At 64.4% G+C, this 17,471-nt stretch carries 12 protein-coding genes and 1 tRNA gene; 1 reads left to right on the top strand and 12 read right to left on the bottom strand.

What is annotated here, in order from left to right; translation table 11 throughout:
* Nucleotides 1-63 precede the first annotated feature (63 nt).
* The 7 genes from QRN45_RS16045 to QRN45_RS16075 all read right to left on the bottom strand — a co-directional run bounded on the left by QRN45_RS16045 (nt 64) and on the right by QRN45_RS16075 (nt 10,110).
* On the bottom strand, nt 64-2,817 hold the full coding sequence (locus QRN45_RS16045; RefSeq protein ID WP_284763978.1) for a LuxR C-terminal-related transcriptional regulator: 2,754 nt from the start codon (nt 2,815-2,817) through the stop codon (nt 64-66).
* Entirely contained in the window at nt 2,795-5,359 is a 2,565-nt protein-coding gene (locus QRN45_RS16050) for a helix-turn-helix transcriptional regulator (protein ID WP_264637576.1), read from the bottom strand. The genes QRN45_RS16045 and QRN45_RS16050 overlap by 23 nt, the downstream gene beginning before the upstream one ends.
* Before the next feature lie 435 nt (nt 5,360-5,794).
* On the bottom strand, nt 5,795-6,379 hold the full coding sequence (gene pth, locus QRN45_RS16055; RefSeq protein WP_284763980.1) for an aminoacyl-tRNA hydrolase: 585 nt from the start codon (nt 6,377-6,379) through the stop codon (nt 5,795-5,797).
* Between the two features lie 106 nt (nt 6,380-6,485).
* On the bottom strand, nt 6,486-7,058 hold the full coding sequence (locus QRN45_RS16060; RefSeq protein WP_241707981.1) for a 50S ribosomal protein L25/general stress protein Ctc: 573 nt from the start codon (nt 7,056-7,058) through the stop codon (nt 6,486-6,488).
* A 340-nt stretch (nt 7,059-7,398) separates the two neighbouring features.
* A complete protein-coding gene (locus QRN45_RS16065) occupies nt 7,399-8,379 on the bottom strand; it encodes a ribose-phosphate diphosphokinase (RefSeq protein ID WP_078105900.1) in 981 nt (326 codons plus the stop codon).
* Nucleotides 8,376-9,884, bottom strand: coding sequence for a bifunctional UDP-N-acetylglucosamine diphosphorylase/glucosamine-1-phosphate N-acetyltransferase GlmU (gene glmU / locus QRN45_RS16070; RefSeq protein WP_078105901.1), 1,509 nt, complete (start codon nt 9,882-9,884; stop codon nt 8,376-8,378). Before glmU ends, QRN45_RS16065 begins: the two co-directional genes overlap by 4 nt.
* A gap of 154 nt (nt 9,885-10,038) precedes the next feature.
* Nucleotides 10,039-10,110: transfer RNA gene (locus QRN45_RS16075), tRNA-Gln, on the bottom strand.
* A gap of 186 nt (nt 10,111-10,296) precedes the next feature.
* On the opposite strand from QRN45_RS16075, the gene QRN45_RS16080 reads away from it, so the two are divergent.
* A complete protein-coding gene (locus QRN45_RS16080; RefSeq protein WP_502870725.1) occupies nt 10,297-10,983 on the top strand; it encodes a TetR/AcrR family transcriptional regulator in 687 nt (228 codons plus the stop codon).
* A 153-nt stretch (nt 10,984-11,136) separates the two neighbouring features.
* On the opposite strand, the gene QRN45_RS16085 is transcribed toward QRN45_RS16080, so the two are convergent.
* The 5 genes from QRN45_RS16085 to QRN45_RS16105 all read right to left on the bottom strand — a co-directional run bounded on the left by QRN45_RS16085 (nt 11,137) and on the right by QRN45_RS16105 (nt 17,286).
* Nucleotides 11,137-12,984, bottom strand: a complete 1,848-nt coding sequence (locus QRN45_RS16085; protein ID WP_241707982.1) for an ABC-F family ATP-binding cassette domain-containing protein — start codon at nt 12,982-12,984, stop codon at nt 11,137-11,139.
* 39 nt (nt 12,985-13,023) lie between these two features.
* Nucleotides 13,024-14,001 carry a 4-(cytidine 5'-diphospho)-2-C-methyl-D-erythritol kinase gene (locus QRN45_RS16090; protein WP_078105903.1) on the bottom strand — a complete coding sequence of 326 codons (978 nt, stop codon included), beginning with the start codon at nt 13,999-14,001 and terminating at the stop codon, nt 13,024-13,026.
* Nucleotides 13,998-14,879, bottom strand: a complete 882-nt coding sequence (gene rsmA, locus QRN45_RS16095) for a 16S rRNA (adenine(1518)-N(6)/adenine(1519)-N(6))-dimethyltransferase RsmA (RefSeq protein ID WP_284763982.1) — start codon at nt 14,877-14,879, stop codon at nt 13,998-14,000. The genes QRN45_RS16090 and rsmA overlap by 4 nt, the downstream gene beginning before the upstream one ends.
* Before the next feature lie 105 nt (nt 14,880-14,984).
* Nucleotides 14,985-16,136 carry a resuscitation-promoting factor gene (locus QRN45_RS16100; RefSeq protein ID WP_241709521.1) on the bottom strand — a complete coding sequence of 384 codons (1,152 nt, stop codon included), beginning with the start codon at nt 16,134-16,136 and terminating at the stop codon, nt 14,985-14,987.
* Nucleotides 16,137-16,401: 265 nt separating this feature from the next.
* Nucleotides 16,402-17,286: a TatD family hydrolase gene (locus QRN45_RS16105; protein WP_284763983.1), complete on the bottom strand. Its 885-nt coding sequence runs from the start codon at nt 17,284-17,286 to the stop codon at nt 16,402-16,404.
* Between the last annotated feature and the right edge of the window lie 185 nt (nt 17,287-17,471).

The raw sequence follows: 17,471 nt of genomic DNA on the forward strand, positions 1-17,471 counted from the left end.
GGCGGCAGTGGCTGCGGCTCGAACCGAGAGTACGCTACTACTGCCCTGCTGCCTCTCCCGGCTTCAGTTTGTGCCCGACGCTCCCTGCGCGACGGCGGCAGCCCCCGCGAGTTCGTCCCTGCCGGTGATCCCCAATTTCGAATAGCACCGGTACAGATGTCCCTCGACGGTGCGCACGGAGATGAGGAGCGTGTCTGCGATCTGCCGGTCGCTGAGGCCCTGGACCGCCAGGTTGACGATGTCCCATTCCCTCCTGGTCAGCTTCGGAGCCATGGAGTCGTGCGGCGCTTCTTCCCTGCCGTGTCCCAGTTCTTCGTTGCAGCGCGCCAGCCCCGCGCGGGCCGCCGCGCTGAGCTCCTTGGTGTGGCCCCGGTCCGATGCTCCCAGCGCCAAACCATAGGCCTTGGCGGCCAGGTGATAGATGGTGGCAGCCTCCAGCTTCTCCGCTGCGGCGAGGTACCGCGCGGCACCCCCGAAATTGAGTGCGAGCCCGTATTCCGCGAGCGCTTGCGCCCATTCGCCTTCGGTGGCGGCTGCGGTTTCACAAAACCGCTCCAGCCTGCTCGCGTCTCCCAGGCCAAGCGCGAGCTCCAGGGCATGAAGTTCAAGGTATGTGGCATTTTCCTTCGCCGCGTTGTCGGCGTTGAGCTGCAACGCTTCCACGCCGGAGCCATCAGCGTTGAGGAGTTCGAGCGCGGCGTCGAAAAAACTCTTTGCCTGTGCCGCGAGAAGGTGGGTGCTGTGTTGTCCCCAGCCCTTGTAGTCCGCCTGGAACCGTTCGGCTTCAGGCAAGCCCGCGCCGGCTGCCGTGTAGAAAGCCATGGCGGCACACAGTCCGAAGAGATTCTGCGGATCGCTGTCCCTCAGGGCTTCGAGGCCCGCAGTCAGCAACGGCAAGGCGTCGCTGGATTTTCCTTGCCTGATGGCGATGTACCCGGCAACCACGTAGGCCGCTCCGCCGAAGGACGCCATCGAGACGCCCGATGTTTCGTAGTACCTGTCGAGGAGCTTTTGCGCTTCCGCCCAGTCGCCCACGGCCAAGGCGCAAATGACGAGGCGGGCGGAGATGAACTCCGGGACGAAGAAGACGTCGTTCTCCTGGGGCTGGGCCAGGGCGGCGGCCTCGAGGACCAACTGCTTTCCCTGGCGCCCGCAGCCGAGCGCGCAGAGCATTTCGGACTTCATGGCCAGCGCCAGGGCCTTGAACAGCGGAGGCAAAGAGCCGTCCACGGTTCCCGTCTGGAGGAGCACGCGTTCCAGTTCGGGGCCCATCTTCCGGTAGTCGCCGTCCACGGAGCCGGCCAGCAGCCCGATCACGGTGACGGCGAGCGGCACTGCGGCTTTCGCGTCCTGCGAGCGCTGGCCCTCGAGTCCGGGCTGCTGTCCGCCCCATTCGCGCAGGGCCTCGCCTTCTGCCCGGATCAAGGAAGCGGACTGCCCGACGGCGGCCCGCGTGACCGCGCGAAGAAGGCTGTCGGAAACTACGTTGGAGGCGCCGGCGTCGACTGTTCCTTGTGCCAGGACTGTCGCGGCCTCGTCCCGGCGGCCGAGATTGAAATACGACCTGGCCAAGACCGCCTGGGCAATCGATTGCCACTGCGGGTCCCGTACCGCTGTCGCCATGCGCAACGCCGACTCGCTCTGCAGGAGCCTCGCCGAAAGGACAGCCGCCCGGATCAGGAGACGATCGGGCACATCCGCCCCGCAATCCAGTGACCACGTCACCATCCTCAGCAAGGAATCCGGATTGTCCTCCAAGACATCCATGCGCGAGATCAGCTGCCGGTGCAGTTGAAGGCTCTGCGCTGCCGGGACGATGCTGCGAAGCACCTCTCCGTAGACCGGATTGACGAGCCGAAGCGTTGGCAACCCATTGCCCGCGGGCTTGATCAAATGCTGGTCCACCAACTCCTGCACGGCCGCTTCTCCGGCCACGACGGTAATCAACGTCTCGTCCACCGGTTCCGCCAAGGCAATCAAGTTCAAAGCTTCCCTGCCGGCGGCCGAAATACGCATCAGCTGGAGTTTGACGACAGCCTCGAGCTTCACCGTGTGCACAGGCGTTGCGGCTGCCTTGAGCCACACCCCGTGCCTCTGGACGAGGGTTCCCGAGCTCTCGGCTTCGCGCACAAGGGTCTTCAGAAGCAGGGTGTTGCCCCCTGCCTCGGTCCAGAACCCATGGCTTGTGCTGTTCAGGACGATTCCCCCCAAGAGGGCCTCGCACAATTCGTGGCCCTGCTCTGCTGTCAGGGGCTCCAGGTCGAACCACTCGGCAGTTCCTTCGTGCCACAAGCGCAGGAGCGGGCCCGGAACTCCCGGCCGCGGAACGCATGCGGCCACGATTTTGGCCCATCCTGCCTGAACAAGCTCCGTCAGCATCGCGCAGGTTGCATCGTCCAGGTAGTGCGCGTCATCGACGAGCAGCAAAGCCGGTCCGGTACCGACGCGGATGCCCTCGAGGTGATCCCAAAGTGAGCGCAACACAGCGACCCTGGAGGATATGTCGGCAAGGGAGAGGTGGGAAAGAAACGGAGCCAACACCCCATACGGGACAGCGGACAATGAGGGACTCCCGTGAATCGGGACTACCGCAAGGTCCCCGCCGAAGACGTTGCCTACCTGGGCCAGGAGCGATGACGCGCCGAGACCGGAATCACCCACGATGAAGACGGCCGAACAATCGTCCGCACGGATTGCTGCCGCAATTCCAGGAAGCAAATGCCCATAGTCGATCCACGGTTCGGGCGGTCTTGCGTCGCCTTCTCCGGCATGGCCATGCACCGCCGCAGCGTTGTCATGACTGCGCGGTTCCTTCAAGCTCGCTCCTCGATGAGATGCCCATTTTGGTGAAGATTTGGTACAGGTGGCCTTCTACTGTGCGGACGGAAACTTGCAACTGGTTGGCTACCTCTTTGTTACTCAACCCTTGACTGGCCATCTTTGCAACCTGACGCTCCCTTTCGGTCAGTTCGGGTCCGAAAGTGTGCGGGGCCAGGGGCAGCACAGGCACGGTACCGACCAGCCGGTCCAGCCGCTGCTGGGCCAGCCTGGCGGACGCCGAATCGCCGGCTTCCCGGGCGATGTCCAGGGCCAGGACGGCACAACGGGACTCCACCGCATCCAGGCTCAGTTCCTGGGCAACGGACGCTGCGAGAAGCAGCGTCTTCGGGTCCTTCTTGCGGCTTCCCTCCGCCACCATCCGGTTCACCGCGGCCATCTTGCCTTGGCGGCGGGACGAAACCTGCTCCAGGAGCAACAACTCTTCCTCCGTGCCGTGGACGGTGGCGCCGAAGAGGCTGATGGATGCCGTGGTGATCCGCCCCTTCGCCAAGTCACGGTTGGCCGACTCGATGAGGCTCTGTTTCGCCCCGGGATCCTTCAACCAGCGTCGTGCCATCTTGACGCAGAATTCGGCCATCCACGCGGGGAACCACGCCGTTTCGCCTTGTCCTTTTTCGGCCAACTCGAGGAAAGTCCGGGATTCCTTGACATCGCCGGCCTGGGCGTAGGCAAAGGCGAGCGCGGAATAGGCCAGGACGGGTCCGTAGTAGTTGCGCCTGATCTCCAATTGCGCCTGGGCCCCCAGCAGGGTGTCGATCGCAACTGAGGCCCGTCCGGCATAGGTGTAGGAAACACCCAGTGCGAGTTCGGCGGCGCCGCCAAGGTAGTGGATGTTCTTTGGCTGCTGATCGAGGGTAGCCGTCAGCATCCGTGCTAGTTCTTCCCACTGTCCGCTGCAGAGGAGTGCGGCGAACAAGCCTTCGGACAACCAGTTGTGCAACCGCGGGCGGGCCTTGGCGCGCTGTATCTTGTGCTTCAACTCGCGCGCCAGTTCGATGGCCTCCATTTCCCTGCCGAGTACCGCCCAGGCCATGGTCAGCAGGCTCCCGCAGCTCAACCGCTGCTCAAGATCGAGGCCGTCCCTGTACTCCTGCTCCAAGGCTTCGGCAACGTCGGCATACTCTCCCTGATGGACCTGGAGCTCGAAACGCGCGAGCCTGAGCATCCCGCATGCCCGTTCAATTTCCGTACCATCCGCTCCGGCTTCCTGCGACCGGCGGGAAAGATCTTCCTGGGCCTCGGCGATGAGGCCGGGTATCTGGAGGTGCCCGCCTGGAATCCACAACAGCGCACTGCAGAGCTCCTGGACATAGTCCGCATATTCGTACGGCGGAAGGCGCCGGAGCTGCTCGGGCGCCACGTCCTTCAATGCGGCCACCGCGGCCTCGTGCTCGGCCAGAATGACGTGGGAAACGCAGCGTTGCTGGGCTGCAGCCACCCATTCCTTGTCCTCGCGACCGATCTGCCGGGCGCATTCCAAAGCGAACCAAGGATCGAACTGCCTGTTTGCCGCGGTGGCGGCCGCCAGGGCCACTGCCGGTTCAAGTGTTTCGCGGACGTTCAGCGTCGAAGAGGCAAAGCCCAGGAGCGCCTCGGCGTCGAGGTCCCGGGTAATGCTGCCCATCACCCCGGCGGCAAGCTGCCGCAGTTCATTCCGCCGTGGCAGGTCCATCCAGCCTCGAATGACCTCACCCATGTACTCGTCGCGCAGCGCCACCCGGCGGGCACCTGACCGTTCGATGCGGAGATAACCGGACCACTCCATCTCCGCGACCACTTCAGGTTCAAGCACGTCCAACAGTACGGAGAGCGGGGCGGTTCGAATGAGCGCAAGCAGCTCCAGGGCTTCCCGGACCGCGGGACTCTCCCGGGCCAGGCGCGACCGGACGAGGTCTGTCAGGACTTCCGCGGAAGAAAGGTGGATTTCGCCTTTCATTGCCCAAACCTGGCCGGCCAGGTGCAGGTTGCCTGAGCGGAGCTGCTCGGTGACGATGGCTTGGAGAACCAAGGGATTTCCACCACTGGATGCATGCAAAGCGCTCGCTGCCGTTGCGGTAACCCGTTTTCCCAGGACGCCGCCCAGCAATTTGGCAACTTCCGCGCGGGAAAAGACCTGAAGTTCGACCTCGTCGAGGAGGCCGTCTTTCAAAAGCCTGATCAGGTCTTCCGGCATGTCCGTGGCTTGGCGGACAGTGACGAGGACTTTTGCGGTCCCGCTAATTAACAAGTGCACCAGGAGGGCCGTGCTCATGCTGTCCAGCGCAGGAAGTTCCGAGAGAACCAACAACACTTTGCGTCCCGCGGCATCCGAACTGATCAAGTGCGAGATGCCGTAGATGATCGCGCCGGGGGAATCTGCGGCCTCTGCCGGCAGCCTCGCGACCAGATGGGCGAGCGCCCCGAACGGGGTGTTGACGTCCGTGGAGCCATGGAGGTGCAGTACGTGCGTCCTTGGAGTGAGCCGGGCCTCCACCGAACGGGCAAAGGTCGCTTTGCCCACGCCCGGTGCGCCAACCACCACCACTCCGTACGAAGACGGTTCGTCGAGCGCTTCAATAACCGTGTTCTGAAGATCCTGCCGGACCAGCGACGACCATTTTCGACGTTCTGCAGCCCCCAGTGGCTGCCGCTCCGTTGCGGATCGCCCTGTTTCTGATTCCGGTGTTGCTCGCAATTTAGATCACGCTACCTTCGCAGCTCTGGCGGACGTGACGTTCAGCGGGTCGTTTGCCTTGGGATTTCCTCTTCACCCCCAGCAGTGATTTGCAAAGTATCATAGCGACCGGTCCGAATCAATTAGTCAGGCGACTAACGATCAGGGTACTTGTTAACCACTGAAATGAGTGCACGTGGGGCCGCGTCGCCCCGGCCCACGCGATCGAGGGGCCCGAGACGAGCGTGCGGGTGTGGAGAGCTAGCGGGGAGGGTTCCTTGGCCGAGCCGAGCGGGTGGGTCAGGCCTTGACCGGGTGGAACTTCTGCTGCGCGGCAAGCAAGCCTTCGGTCATCAGGACCTCAACAGCATCCGCCGCTTCATCCAAAAGAAACGGAAGTTCCTTCTTTTCGGAGGCCCCGAAATCCCTCAGGACATAGTCGGCGGTGTCCATCCTCCCTGGTGGCCTGCCGACGCCCACGCGAACCCGCAAATAGTCCTTGGTACCCAAAGCCTTCGAAATATCCCGCAGGCCGTTATGGCCGCCCTCTCCGCCGCCGATCTTCAACTTGACGGTATTGAAGGGAATATCAATTTCGTCGTGGACGGCAATCACGTGATCCGGTGCAATGTCGAAAAACCGGGCCAGGCCGGAAACAGGTCCCCCGGAGACATTCATATAGCTCATCGGTTTCGCCAAAACCACGCGCGGGCCCCCGATCCCGAGCCTGCCCTCGACCACCTGGGCCCGGGCTTTGTGGGCCTTGAAGCTTCCGCCCATGCGCGAGGCAAGTTCGTCCAGGACCATCTGGCCGACGTTGTGGCGGTTGTGGCTGTATTCAGCGCCGGGATTGCCAAGGCCTACGATCAGCCAGGTGTCTGTCATGGAGTCATCCTAGGGAATCAGGAGGGTGGAATGAAAAAGAAGTGGCCGGGACCCCTCAGGGACCCGGCCACTCTCGAAGGCTTCTGCCGACTACTAGGCAGAAAGACTACTCGGCAGCAGGAGCTGCCTCTTCCTCGGCCTCGGACGTGGCCTCGGAGATGTTGATGATGAGGGTCTCGGGGTCGGTGAGCAGTGCCGAACCGCTCGGCAGGACGATGTCCGAGGCGTGGACGTGCTCGCCGGCCTTACGGCCTTCGATGCTGATTTCGACGAAGGTCGGCAGGTGCGTCGCTTCGGCTTCGAGGGAAACCGTGGTGGCTTCCTGGTTGGCGACTGCGCCGATGGCAGCATCGCCAATGACGTGGACGGCCACGTCCACGGTGACCTTCTCGCCCTTGCGGACGGTCAGGAGGTCGATGTGCTCGATGATCTGCTTGATCGGGTCGCGCTGGATGTCCTTGACCAGGGCCAGGTGCTCTTCGCCGTTGACGTCCAGGGCCAAAAGCGCGTTGGACACGCGGACGGCCAAGGTGGTGGCGCGGCCCGGCAGGTTGATGTGGATGGGCTCAGCGCCGTGACCGTAGATGACGGCCGGGATCTGGCCGGCTGCACGGGCGCGGCGGGCGAAACCCTTGCCGAATTCGGTGCGCAGTTCTGCTGCGAGCTTCTGCTCAGACATGTGTACTCCTTGATTACTGTGGCGCCGGCAAATTGCCGGCAAGTCGATCAGCAAGGGCGGAGGTCTGTGGTGACCTTCCACGCCCGGCAGAATGCCCGCAGCTGAGCAGCAGGTTCAGTCCACCTTCGTTGAAGGAGATTCAGACCCAGTCGATAACGGAGACCCGCAATCCGGTTTTAACCCGGATGTGCTCTCCCTCGCCAAGGTATCCCCAAGAGTTTAGCAGCCGCGTCCCGCCAAAGGGAAAACGGCCCCGGCTTTGCCCAACTCACTCGCATTAGGTGTCGTTATCAGGCCCCAAAACGACAACAAATGCGAGTCAGTTGGGTGCCGGCGGGGCTTAGGCGTTGCCGTCGAAGAGGCTCGTGACGGAACCGTCGTCGAACACTTCACGGATGGCGCGCGCAATCAACGGCGCGATCGACAGCACCGTGAGCTGCGGGAAGCGCTTGTCGGCCGGAATCGGCAGGGTGTTGGTGACGACGACCTCGCGGGCACCGGAATCGGCAAGTCGCTGCGCCGCGGGCTCGGAGAACACAGCGTGGGTGCACGCGATGATGACGTCTTTGGCACCGGCGTTCTTGAGGACCTGGACAGCGCCGGAGATGGTTCCACCGGTATCGATCATGTCGTCGATCAGGACGCAGGTGCGGCCTTCGATCTGCCCGACGACGGTCTTCGAGACAGCCTGGTTCGGCACCGTGAGGTCGCGGCTCTTGTGGACGAACGCCAGCGGCGCACCGCCGAGGCGCTCGGCCCACTGTTCCGCGACCCGGACACGGCCGGTGTCCGGCGAGACAACCGTGATGTTGTCTGCCTCGACCTTGGTGCGGATGTAGTCGGCAAGCAGCGGGATGGCCATGAGGTGATCCACCGGGCCGTCAAAGAAGCCCTGGATCTGGGACGTGTGCAGGTCCACGGACATGATGCGGTCCGCGCCGGCGGTCTTGTAGAGGTCCGCCACCAAGCGGGCCGAAATCGGCTCGCGGCCGCGGCCCTTCTTGTCCTGGCGGGCATACGGGTAGAACGGCGAGACGACGGTGATCCGCTTCGCCGAAGCGCGCTTCAGGGAATCGATCATGATCAACTGCTCCATGAGCCAGTTGTTCAACGGGGCCGGGTGCGCCTGGATGACGAACGCATCGGTGCCCCGGACGCTCTCCCCCGAGCGCACATAGATTTCCCCGTTCGCGAAGTCGTAGGCGTCGATAGGCAGGAGTTCGGTGTCCAGCTCCTTGGCGATTTCCTGCGCCAGCTCGGGGTGCGCCCGTCCGGCGGCGAGAACTAGTTTCTTCTCGCCGTGTGCGGTAATTTCGCTCATGCCTGTGTGCCCTCTTCTGTGGTTGCCGGAGTACTTGAGGAATCGGGGGTGGCAGTGGAACCATGCGCGGCTTGCGCAGCCTGCGCCAGCCGGGCCGAGTTGCTGCCCTGCCGGTTTGCGATGACCCAGCCTTCGGCGTTGCGTTGCGGAGCGACGCTCAGGGTGAGGGCTCCGGCGGGAACGTCCTTGCGGATGATGGCGCCGGCGCCACTGTATGCACCGTCGCCAATAGTGACGGGGGCCACGAAGACGGTGTTGGAACCGGTCCGTACACCCGAGCCGATCACCGTGCGGTGCTTCTTCTCGCCGTCGTAGTTCGCCGTGATGTTGCCGCAGCCGATGTTGGTGTCCTCGCCGATCTCGGCGTCGCCCGCATAGCCGAGGTGGGACAGCTTCGAACCGCGGCCGATCGTCACGTTCTTGGTTTCGTAGAAGGCGCCGATCTTGCCGGTCTCCCCGAGGACAGTGCCCGGGCGCAGGTAAGTGAACGGGCCCACGCTGGCCTTGGCCCCGATAGTGGATCCCGAGCCGTGGGTGCGGGTCACCTTCGCGCCTTCGCCCACCGAAACATCGGTGAGGGTCGTGTCGGGGCCGACGACGGCGTCCCGCGCCACCGTGGTGGCGCCGTGGAGCTGCGTGTTGGGCAGGAGGCGGACGTCTTCGTCCAGGGTCACGGTGGAATCGATCCACGTGGTGGCCGGGTCGACGACCGTGACGCCGGCACGCATCCAGGCCTCGACGATGCGGCGGTTGTGTTCGGCCCCGAGGGCGGCGAGCTGGACGCGGTCGTTGGCGCCCTCCACCTGCCAGCGGTCCTCGGTGACGACGGCGGAAACCCGGCCTCCGGCGTCGCGCGTCAGTCCGAGCACGTCGGTGAGGTACTTCTCGCGCTGAATGTTGTCAGTTGTCACTTTGTGCAGCTGCTCACGGAGCACCTTTGCGTCAAAAGCGTAGATACCGGAGTTCACCTCGCGGATGGAGCGCTCGGCGTCGCTCGCGTCTTTGTGTTCGCGGATGCCCAGCACGGTGCCGTCCTCGGCCCGAAGGATACGGCCATAACCATTGGCGTCGTCGAGGACCGCGGTCAGGACCGTCACGGCGTTGCCCTCGGATTCGTGCGTGGCGACCAGCTCGGAGAGAAGGGAACCGGTCAGCAACGGCACATCGCCATACGTGACAACCACCGTGCCGCTGAGTTCGGCTTTCGCGTCCAAGGCGTCAAGGGCGACTTCCACCGCACGTCCGGTTCCAGGAACATCGTCCTGGTCCACGATGACGGCGTCGGGATCGATCAATTCGATGTGCCCGGCGACCAAGTCCCGTTCATGGCGGACCACGAGGGCCAGCTGCTGAGGATCGATGGACCGGGCTGCAAGGATGGCGTGCGCCACCATGGAGCGTCCGCCGATTTCGTGAAGGATCTTGGGAGTCCGCGACTTCATGCGCGTACCGGCTCCGGCAGCTAGGACAATTACAGCGGCGGGGCCAGTAGTATCGGGGCTCACGAAGTCGCTCTCCTTGCTCGGTTACGTCCGGGCGAACCCGGCTGCGGCATCTGCTCTATCCTACTCTTGCCGATTCACAGCCCTCCGCGCAGCCAGTGGACAGCTTCGGGAGAGGCAGTGCCTTCAGAGGCGGTGCCGGCAGACCACCGACAAGTTCCGCCCATAGGATTCGAACCTATACTCCACGGCTCCAAAGGCCGGGGTGCTGCCATTACACCAGAGCGGACCGCGCGCACGTACCCTTGCGGACGCAGGATCCGCGGGGTTCCCGTTGACCGGGTCGCACACACAAGAATCTAGTTTGCCATGACCATTGCGGTGTTCGCGACTTGGCGCATCCCCGAGTCCCTTTCAGCACTATTGGCAGGCCCTTCGAGGCCGCTTCACGCTTGACATAAGGCATGATGGATGGGTGAGCAACAGCACAGGACTTCCCCGGCAGGCTGCGGGTTCCAGGGTGATCAACCACCCGCCCGCGGGCCAGGTCGTCCGTGCCCGGATGACGGGCTCCCAGCGTCGCTCCCAGCTCATCGACATAGGCCGGCGCCTCTTCGCCGCCCGCGGCCTGGACGCCACGACCATCGACGAAATCGCGGCCGCCGCAGGAGTGTCCAAGCCGGTGATCTACGAACACTTCGGCTCGAAGGAAGGCCTCTACACCCGGGTCGTGGAGTTCGAATTCCGGATCCTCCTCGACGCCATCAACGAGTCCCTCGCCGCCGAAGCCAAACCACGCGTGCTCGTCGAACAGGCGGCCCTCGCCTTGCTCGGCTACATCGAAGAGCGGAGCGACGGCTTCCGGATCCTCATGCGGGACGCACCGCCCTCCCAGCCCGAAGGCGCCCTCTCCACGTTGCTCTCCCACGTGGCCGACCGTGTGGAAGACCTGCTCGCCGACGAATTTTCCCGGCGCGGATTCAGCACCGCCGACGGCGCGATGTACGCCCAGATGCTGGTAGGCATGGTGGCCATGACCGGCCAATGGTGGCTCGACCACCGCGAGCCCGACAAGCGCGCAGTCGCAGCCCACCTGGTCAACCTGGCATGGAACGGCCTGACGGACCTGCAAAAGGAGCCGGAACTCCGGAGCGAGGTCTAGGGGTTCCGGTTGGCTCCGCGGCGCAACCGCCCGACGCCGGATGCCCCGCCGACGCGCAAAATTCCTGTCGACACCGGAATCCGCGCGTCGAATTCCCTTTTCCGAGTCGCCAGAACATTTGGGTGTCGAGAATCGAAGCCGTCCCACCCACGCCTACTCCCCCAGGATCTCCGCCGCCTCGAGCCATTCGAGCTCCAGGCCTTCTTTTTCTTCGAGGAGCTCCTGCAGCTTGGCGTTCAATTCGCCGAGGGCGTCGAAGTCGCCGGATTGGGACTTCGCGGCCATTTGGACGTGGAGCTTCTCTTCCTGCTGCGCGATCTTGCCCAGCTGCCGATCGATCCTGTTCAGGTCCTTGCGGGCTTCACGCTTTTCCGCTTCGCTCGGTCCGGAAACCACGGCACTCGAGCCGCTTGCCGCCGTCGGCCTTGCGCTCCCGCTCGAAGCGCCGCCGGTCACTGCGCCGCTCGCGAGGGCCGCTTCGCGCAATTCCAGGTACTGGTCCACGCCACCGGGAAGTCCGCGGAGTTTGCCGTCGCCGAGGAGAGCCATTTGGGAATCCGTGACACGTTCCAGCAGGTAGCGGTCGTGGCTGACAACAACGAGCGTGCCGGGCCAGCCGTCCAGGACGTCTTCGACGGCGGCAAGGGTGTCGGTATCGAGGTCGTTGGTGGGCTCGTCGAGCATCAGGACGTTCGGTTCGCCCACGAGCAGGCGCAGAAGTTGCAGGCGGCGCCGTTCACCACCGGACAGGTCGGTGACGGGTGTCCACTGCTTTTCCTTCGTGAACCCGAGTTGCTCCACGAGCTGACCGGCAGTGAACTCCTTGCCCCCAACGCTGAAGGATCGCTTCTCTCGTTCGATGACTTCGATCACGCGAAGGTCGGAGACGTCGTCGAGCTCCTTGACGTCCTGGCTGAGCACCGCCGTGACCACGGTCTTGCCGCGCTTGACCTTTCCGGAACTCGGCGTGATCTCGCCGTTGAGGAGCCTCAGAAGCGTGGACTTCCCGGCGCCGTTGACGCCCACCAGCCCGAGCCGCTGCCCCGGTGCCAAGCGCAAGGTGACGTCGTCGAAGAGCTTCTGCTTTGTGCGGCTGGCAGAGTCGCCACCCTTGAAATCCAGGGAGACTCCTTCAAGGTCCAGCACGTCCTTGCCGAGCCGGGCGGTTGCCATCTTGCTGAGCGCCACCGAGTCGCGCGGATCGGGAACATCGGCGATCAGCTCGTTGGCGGCTTCGATGCGGAACTTCGGCTTCGAAGTGCGCGCCGGGGCGCCCCGGCGCAGCCACGCCAGTTCCTTCTTGACGAGCTGCTGCCGCTTGCTTTCGACGACGGACGCGGAGCGGTCACGCTCGGCGCGGGCCAACACGTAGGCCGCGTACCCGCCATCGAACGGGTCCACCATGGCGTCGTGCACTTCCCAGGTCCGGTTGCAGACTTCGTCCAGGAACCACCGATCGTGGGTCACCACGAGGAACGCGCCCTGATTGGCCCGCCAGCGGGTCTTCAGGTGCCGGGAAAGCCAGGCGACGCCTTCGACGTCGAGGTGGTTGGTGGGCTCGTCGAGCATGATCACGTCGTGGTCCTCGATGAGCAGCTTGGCCAAGGCGACCCTGCGCTTTTGGCCGCCGGAGAGGGCATGCACGTTGGCGTGCCAATCGACGTCGGCCACAAGTCCGCCCATGATCTCCCGGATCTTGGGGTTCGCGGCCCATTCGTGGTCGGCCTGGTCGCCGACGATCGCGGCGCCGACCGTGAGGTCGCCGTCGAGCACGTCGGACTGGTCGAGGTAGCCGACGTTGACGTCGCCGCGTTTGGTCACACGGCCGGAGTCCGGCGTCGAGCGCAATGCCAGCAAGCGCATCAGCGTCGATTTGCCGTCACCGTTGCGCCCGACCATGCCGATCCTGTCGCCGTCCTCCAAACCAAGGGTTACGCCGTCGAGGATGGTGCGGGTTGCGAACGAAACGGTGAGGTTTTCACCGCCGAGCAGGTGGGCCACTAGGTACTACTTTCTGGTGTGAACAGTCAGAGCGACGTGTCATAGGAGGGTATCGGAGATGATCCGGGCACCGGGAACCGGGCCGTGCACGGCAAGGGCGTTGTGGCCAAGGTGCCGAAGGTCCTCGGCGAGCCCCTCGGCCGCCCGGGGGTTGTGGGCGAGCAAAGCCACCGTGGGGCCGGAACCGGATACAATCCCGGCGAGTGCGCCGTTCGACTCCCCCGTCCCGATCGTGTCGCGCAATTGCGGAGCCAGCGCGATCGAGGCGCGCTGGAGGTCGTTGATGAGGACTTTGCTCAGGGCGTCCGGATCGCCGTTGCGCAGCGCCTGCAGGATTTTGGCGTCGACCTCGATCGGCTCGGGGATGTCGAGTCCCTCGGTGTTCCGGAGCCTGTCCAAGGTGTGGAAAACCTCGGGCGTGGAAAGTCCGTAGTCGGCGCAGACCAGGACCCAGTCCATCTGGGCTTTCGCGAGCGCCGGCGAGAGTTCGTCGCCGACGCCAAGACCGACGGCGGTGCCCCCAAGCAACGAGAACGGCACGTCCGCGCCCAACTCGGCGGCAAGGTGGGCCAGTTCTTCGCGTGACAAACCACTGTTCCAGAGCGCATCGCAGGCAAGGAGTGTCGCCGCGGCATCGGCCGAGCCGCCGCCCATTCCACCGGCAACGGGAACCCGCTTGGTGATTTCCAAGTGCACGCCCGTGGCGTTCTCCGAGACATCCCTCATGATGGCGGCGGCCTTGTAAGCCAGGTTCCGCTCGTCGAGCGGGATGTCGACGCCGTCGAGGTCCAAGGTGCTGGCGGGCCCGATGCTGACGGTGATCCCCGGCCCCTCCGTGCTCGTGGCGGCTACTTCCTCGTACAGGGACACCGCGAGATACACGCTGGCCACCGAGTGGTAGCCGTCGGGCCGCAAGGGGCCGACGTTGAGGGAAACGTTCACCTTGCCGGGTGCCCGGACGCGGACGGTCCGTGCGAGGAAGCGCCCGCGGTTCGCACCGCTGATTGCCGGACTCATGCGTCCAGGGGGTGGCGTGCCTCGGCGATTCGGACAAACGCGTTGATATCGAGCACTTCACCGCGGGCAGTCGGATCTACGCCGGCAGCCACAATGAATCGTTCGGCTTCGGCGGCGCTCCCGGCCCAGGTTGCGAGGGCCGCGCGGAGCGTCTTGCGGCGTTGGGCAAATGCGGCGTCGATGACCGCGAACACCTGTTCGCGGGTGGCGTGGGTTTCCGGCGGCGCGCCGCGCGTGAAGGACACGAGCCCTGAGTGGATCTTCGGGGCCGGCCAGAAGACATTCATGCCGATCACGCCGGCCTTGCGCATGTGGCCGTACCAGGCGGCCTTGACCGACGGGACCCCGTAGATCTTGGAGCCCGGCCCCGCGGCCAAACGGTCCGCCACCTCCTCCTGGACCATGACCAGCCCGTGTTGCAGGCTCGGGAAATGCTGGAGCAGGTGAAGGACCACGGGAACCGCGACGTTGTAAGGCAGGTTCGCCACAAGGGCGGTGGGCTGTACTGGAAGTTCGGTGACCTTCATGGCGTCGGAAAGGACCAAGTGGAAATCGTCCGCTGCCTGCGGGCGCCAGGTGCGCACCGTTTCCGGCAACCTGCCGGCCAGCACGGGATCGATTTCGACGGCGACGACTGTTTTGGCGGCGTCGAGCAAGCCGAGCGTCAACGAACCGAGCCCCGGCCCGACCTCAAGCACGGTTTCCCCGGGATCAATACCGGCGGCGGAGACGATCCTCCGGACCGTGTTTCCGTCGATGACGAAGTTCTGCCCCAGGGTTTTGGTTGGGCGGACACCGATCTCCTCGGCGAGCCGTCGGATGTCAGCAGCTCCCAGAAGGGGTGCGACGGCGGCATGTTCGGAATTCGGTTCAGTCACCTAGGTATCGTATCGTCTGAGCGGCCGGCGGGGGCGCCCGCCCGCTTTATCGAGGACGCGAAAAGGCCGGGCCCGGAGATTCCGGACCCGGCCAATTTCACGTGCCTAGCTGGAAGCTGCCCATCCGCAGCCCCACGGCGACAGGCCGCGCTGAGCGTAGACGCGGTTGGCGATGTCGATCTGCTGGGCTTTGCTGGCGGCGGCGGCGTTGGGAGCGTAGGCGCCACCGCCGTTGCCGACCCAGGTCTGGATGTCGAACTGCAGGCCACCGTAGTAACCGTTGCCGGTGTTGATGGCCCAGTTCCCACCGGACTCACACTGTGCGACTTTGTCCCACATTGCCTCGTTCGGCGCCCCGGTGGGTCCGGAGGCGACAGCAGCGGCGGGGGCAGGCTGGGGACGCGCCTTGGTTCCGACCGTCACCTTCGCAGGGACGGGCTGGACCGTGACGTCAGAGGAGACCAAGGTCCTGGAAGCCTCGCGGCCATCCACCAGGACGAGTTTGAATGTCTTGCTGAGCAGCCCGAGGACACCTTCCTGGGTTACCGTCTTCTGGTCGCTGAACTGGGTGGGGTCCTGGGTGGTGACCGTGTCGAAGGGAACGTTCTCCGTCTCGGTGGCGGTCTTGCTCGTGTCCACCCGGGAAACCTTGATCACCATGTTGGGGACAACGGGGGCCGAGTTCGGCTGCGAAACCCGGTCGTTCGCGCCGAGCGAGACGCCGGCATCACTGAGCACGGTGCCTACGTCGGGCGCCGTCGTTGTCTTCGAAGAGCTCTGGCCATCAACGATCAGGCTGATCGTCTTGGGGGTCAGGATCGAAACGTAGGATCCGGAAACGGCCAGCTGGGTGTCCTTCGGCTGGGATACAGCCGAAGCGCTCGCGACGCCGAGCTCGGAGACGAGGCCTTCGACGTTGGGAGCCGTGGTGTTGACCGTCCGTTGGGCGCCATCGAGGCTGACGGTGACGGCCTTGGCCAGGTTGACGTTGATGATGGAGCCGTTCTGCACCGAGGTATTCAAAGCCGGTGAAACCCGGTCTTCGGCCTTCAGGTCGACCTTGGCTGCCTTGACCACCTGGTCAACGGTATTGCCGAAGGTCTGGACGGAACTCACTTTGCCGTCGACGTTGAGGGTGACTGATTTGTTGTTGCCCGTAAAGGCAACCACTCCCAGTACCAGTGCCGAAAGAACCAGCAGCTGCGCACCGACCTTGACGAAACTGAACTTGCCGCCCGTGGTGAAGAACTTGACCATGTTTGCCCGTAACTTTTGGACCATCCGGGCACGGGGAAAAGCGCACAGGGGCCTCCTGCCGCGGTCCCGAAGCAGGCAGAAGCATGCTGGAGGACTGCAGCGGAGCTGGGCGCCGCCACACTCAATTCAACTAAAAACACCAATTGCGAACGGAGTAAGTTGTCCGAAGGCCTTCCCCGACCCCGGCTACTGGTTACCCACTGTAACCGAAGCGTTATAAAGTGACCAAGATTTTTACATACCGGGTATGTAGTGCGACTTCTGCTCAGTCCCAGGATCCGTATGTCGCGACGGTGTTTTGGGCCAGTTGCGAGCACAGCGCCGAAAGCTCGGTTCCCGTCACTTCAGCCATGGAACGGACCGTGTACGGGACCATGTAGCTTGCGTTCGGACGGCCCCGGTAAGGGTGCGGAGTGAGGAACGGAGAATCGGTTTCGACGAGCAGCAGTTCCGGATCCGCGATGGCCAAGGCGTCCCTCAGGTGCGCCGCATTCTTGAACGTCATGGTGCCGGCAAAGGACATGTACCAGCCGTTCATGTTACAAATCCGTGCCAGTTCTTCATCGCCCGAGAAGCAATGGAATACCACCCGCTCCGGGGCCCCCTCCTCCCGCAGGACCTGGACGACGTCGTCATGGGCGTCGCGGTCGTGGATCTGGAGGGTGAGGTCCAGCCTCTTTGCGATATCGATGTGGCGGCGGAAAGACTGGCGCTGGTGCACTAGGCCCTCGCCGTGGGTGCGGAAGAAATCAAGCCCGGTTTCGCCGATCGCGCGCACCCGTGGGTGGGCGGCCAGCTCTTCGATTTCCGCGAGCGCCGATTCCAGCTCTCCGCGGCCCGCGTACACGGGGGCGTCGTTGGGGTGGATGGCGACAGCTCCGAGGAGCCGCCGGTCGGCGTCGAGCGCCTGGACCGTGAACCGCGACGACTCCAGGTCGCAACCCACCTGCACCGCGCCCTGGACGCCCACGGCTTCGGCCGCGTCCAGGGCATCCGCCACCGCGACGTCGATCAAGCCGTGCCGGAAATCGAGGTGCGTGTGGTTGTCCATCACGGGGACCGGCAGAGGCTCGGGCGCAGGTGGGTACTCCTTGCGGGAATCGCCGGTATCCGGCGCGCGGTAGGAGGCCGGTGGGAGGGAATTGCACATGGATCCACCCTATCTTTCCCTGCTGATGCCTCCCTGACCGTTGCCGCATCCCACCCATGCCACTTGCTTCGGAAAGCTGCCCCTGTCTGCGGCGGGCCTTGGCTGGGTAGTCTGGTACAAAGGCGGTATATCCCGGCCAGGGCACCGCCGCCCGGCCGGGGTGCCGTCATGGCTGAGGGGATAGT

The sequence above is a fragment of the Arthrobacter sp. efr-133-R2A-63 genome (assembly GCF_030209795.1).
In the GTDB taxonomy this organism is placed as follows: Bacteria; Actinomycetota; Actinomycetes; order Actinomycetales; family Micrococcaceae; genus Arthrobacter; species Arthrobacter bambusae_A.